This is a genomic window from Oceanispirochaeta sp., from assembly GCF_027859075.1.
Classification (GTDB): domain Bacteria; phylum Spirochaetota; class Spirochaetia; order DSM-2461; family DSM-2461; genus Oceanispirochaeta.
Genome location: NZ_JAQIBL010000146.1, coordinates 1 through 3,488, shown reverse-complemented (window position 1 = coordinate 3,488; position 3,488 = coordinate 1). Strand labels below are relative to the sequence as shown.

Sequence of the window (3,488 nt, the reverse complement as noted above, 5' to 3'; positions counted from 1 at the left end):
ATTTTATTTTAAAGCATCCGCATAGAAGAGAGGTTCTCCGTTTTTTTTGAAGTCCCGGATAATGGCCTGGCCGGTAGGGCCTGTCAGGAAGGTGATAAAGGACATGGCACCTTCGTAGTTGACATGGCTGTGCAAATCCGGATTGACCGCAATTACACCGTATGGATTGAACAGAACGGGATCTCCTTCTACAAGGATGACAAGATCCAGCTTCTCCTTCATGGCCAGCCAGGTTCCTCTGTCGGTGATGGTATAACCCTGAACTTCATTCGTCATGGTGAGTACGGATCCCATGCCCTGTCCGGTTTCTTTATACCATGTACCCGAGGGAGTCATTCCGGCGGCTTTCCAGAGGCTTCTTTCTTTTGTATGGGTACCCGAATCATCTCCCCTGGAAAGAAAATCCTGCTTTGCTGCGGCTACGGCTGCAAGGGCTTCGGCGGCTGTGGTCATTCCTTTAATTCCGGCAGGGTCTGAAACAGGGCCAAGGATGACAAAATCATTGTGCATCACGTCCCTGCGGTTCACGCCGTATCCGGCTTCAACAAAGGCGTCTTCCCGGCTGCGGGCATGGACAAGAATGAGATCCACGTCTCCGTTTTCTCCATGGGCAATGGCCTTTCCCGTACCCACGGCAATGACATCCACCTGTATGTTTGTCTTTTCTTTAAACACAGGAAGAAGCACGGCCAGAAGACCCGTATTCTCTGTACTGGTTGTTGTGGCCAGTTTGATATGAGTTGATTCTTCATACTGTCCTTCGGCGCTCAGCTGAAGGACGAGAGTGACACAATGGGCCAGCATGAGTAGGGACATTTTACATTTTTTTGACATAAATACTCTCCAATAGTATTTTTGTCCAGAGATGTGATACTGCAATAGATTCTCAAACTCAGGATCAAAGGATATTGAAGGCGGGAGAGATCAACTTCAAAGGGTTCTCTGGTATCAGACGTCCTTTAAAGGTGGTTTGATATTCTCCGCCTTTCCACAATGGGAGGCCTATCTGTTTCCGGATAAACCCTAACGGCTCAACCCCCTGCCGCTCTGGGACGGGGTAGGGATTTTCGCTCGGCGTAGTGTATTAATACCATGGTTTGTACTGGAAAACAATATGGATTTTTTATAATAAGGTTCAGGAAATTATGAGTATTACAAGATTATATCAATCTTTTGTAATGCTTCTGCAGTATCCCCTGTCGACTAATTGCTGGGTTCTGAAATCAAAGTTGTTGATCAGCAGTATAGGATTTAGCAGACAGCCAGGTCTCAGAGAGGCCAATTCTCTGATAATGCTATCCTGAAAGTTCTGCCAGGTAATCAGCAGCATTTCTTAAATGTATATTTTTCATTTTATCATATTCCTCTGAACGAAGATTTTGTACTATCTGTACTGCATTTATCAGGGGGTATCTTTCCTTGAAATATTTAAGATGATTACTGATGTTTTTTTCTGATAATTTTATTAATCATTCCTTTTTGAGGATTGTATCTCAACAGCCCTTTAAGATCTAAACTATGTCTATTGTATTATACTCATTCTCCAAAAGATCAATGTACAAAACCTTCTTGACCAGGGGAGTGCCTTTGTTCAGGAGTACTTTCAGGGCTTCATTGACTTCCATTCCCGCCACTATGGCCGGAGTATAGGAGGGATTCCCCAGCTCCGTTTCCACACCTTTGTCTTTGCTGTCCATATAGAGCTTGCTCAGTGTTCGGTCTCCGGGCATAACCACTGATACCTGTCCGTAAGAACCGGCAATAGCACCGTGAACCATGGGGATATTCAGTTTTTCCGCAGCATCCTGCATCGCAAGACGGGCGGGTATATTATCCAGGGCATCTATCAGAATGTCATGGCCCTTACAGAGTTCCAGAGCATTCTCTGCCGTCAGTTTTTCCTTCAGGGCGGTCACTTTCACTTCGCTGTTTACCACTGCCGCCCTGTTTGCGGCGGTTTCGGCTTTTGATACGTTCATAAGAGGCTCGGTGCACAGGATCTGACGGTTTAAATTTGTATCGTCAAATCTGTCTGGATCAATGATGGTGATACGACCAACACCTGCTCTCAGCAGAAATTCAAGGATATAGCCACCCAATCCGCCGGCACCGGCGATAAAGACTTTCTTACCCGCCAGAATGGTATTTTCTTCAGGAGTTATGGTTCTTCCATTGCGCTGGTATCTGTTCTTATACATATTCCGATCCCTTTGAGCATCTCAAATCATGGCCCTAAATATATCCCTTTTTCCCTATACTAGATACTCTTTCCTATCATGAAAAGCATTGAACATATCAATGATAGATCAGCTCGGCAAAACCATTTTTCTCAGAACTATCGGCGTGGGAACCCGGGCATGGCTGACCGAAGCATCGGGTAGCATAGATTTCGGGGGAATACCGCATTCTTCTAGCTTCGAAAGAGGCGTTCTAAGGTTCCTTAAAAGGAGCCGGGATACTGCTTCTAACTGAAGATATGAAAAAAAAGCAGCCTAAGGTTGTACGATGAGTGAGCCTGAAAAGTTCTGGATTTGGTGAGTTATGAAGAATCCATAACGGGAAGTATCACGCTGGGTGGGATGAGAATTGAAGCGGGTAGTTTTGCAAATTACAACAAGACATAGAAACTATTCTACGTGAAGAGATCAAAAGGTGATGATTGCGGTATTACTCATTCCAATTGAATGAGCCATGCTCTCAGCTTCGAAGACTGTGGTATGGTCACTTTTTTAGTGGGCGGAGCCCGGGCAGATGTCGTAGAAACCCTGGGGACAATCTTTTAAGGAAGGACGTGGATACTGAACTGACTATGGACAACCGCATTAAAACCGATGATGTGGTGTTTGTCATGTCTTAATTACTGGTTGAACAGACCTTCTCCTCTGGATTGATGAGATTGTACCGATTTTTATGACACGCAAAGACAGTATGAACAAGTTTTTGCCCTTCAGCATAAAAGAATCCTGAAAATAGTCATAACATTAGTTATTGAAATAGGATGAGAAAATTTTGCTTGGGAATCATTTATCGAATAAATTATTATTGACAAAACAATTCATTGGAATGTTTGATAATCATACATTTGTGAATGACAAGATCATTCACCAATAGACGCCGAGCGAAAATTCCTAAACCAATCCGGAGTGGCATGGGATTGAGCCGTTAGGGTTTATCCGGAAACAGATAAGCCTCCCAGTGTGGAAAGGCGAAGAAAATCTAACATCCCGATTATCACTTTAGAATGTAAATTCAATTGTGCTTTGGGATGGGTCTCTTTCGCCTTCAATAAAATTTTTTATTGGAGTTGACTATGCAAATGTTAATTTACAAGAAGATGTGTCTTTCTTCTTCAGGTGAAGTAAATGATGTTTTTAATCCTGTCACGGGTGATTTGATAGATCAGACACCCCTAGCAACCCAACAAGACATTGATGAGGCGGTGTCTTCTGCCAGAAATGCTTTAGAAAAGTGGAGAAACACTCCTGTCC

The 3,488-nt window shown here is 43.8% G+C and carries 3 protein-coding genes and 2 riboswitches; of the genes, 1 reads left to right on the top strand and 2 read right to left on the bottom strand.

Going from position 1 to position 3,488, the window contains the following annotated elements; genetic code table 11:
• Positions 1-3: 3 nt before the first annotated feature.
• Both PF479_RS08360 and PF479_RS08355 read right to left on the bottom strand, forming a co-directional pair.
• Entirely contained in the window at positions 4-834 is an 831-nt protein-coding gene (locus tag PF479_RS08360) for a substrate-binding domain-containing protein (protein ID WP_298004826.1), read from the bottom strand.
• A gap of 131 nt (positions 835-965) precedes the next feature.
• A riboswitch (molybdenum cofactor riboswitch) is annotated at positions 966-1,089 on the bottom strand.
• A gap of 422 nt (positions 1,090-1,511) precedes the next feature.
• A complete protein-coding gene (locus PF479_RS08355) occupies positions 1,512-2,198 on the bottom strand; it encodes a HesA/MoeB/ThiF family protein (protein ID WP_298004824.1) in 687 nt (228 codons plus the stop codon).
• Positions 2,199-3,100: 902 nt separating this feature from the next.
• A riboswitch (molybdenum cofactor riboswitch) is annotated at positions 3,101-3,224 on the top strand.
• Positions 3,225-3,310: 86 nt separating this feature from the next.
• Here PF479_RS08355 and PF479_RS20755 point away from each other — a divergent pair.
• On the top strand, positions 3,311-3,488 hold a 178-nt coding region (locus tag PF479_RS20755; protein WP_367277216.1), incomplete at its 3' end, for an aldehyde dehydrogenase family protein.

Excerpts from the sequence above, each read along its gene's own strand:
- PF479_RS08360 (WP_298004826.1), bottom strand. The coding sequence starts at position 834 with ATGTCAAAAAAATGTAAAATGTCCCTACTCATGCTGGCCCATTGTGTC.
- PF479_RS08355 (WP_298004824.1), bottom strand. The coding sequence starts at position 2,198 with ATGTATAAGAACAGATACCAGCGCAATGGAAGAACCATAACTCCTGAA.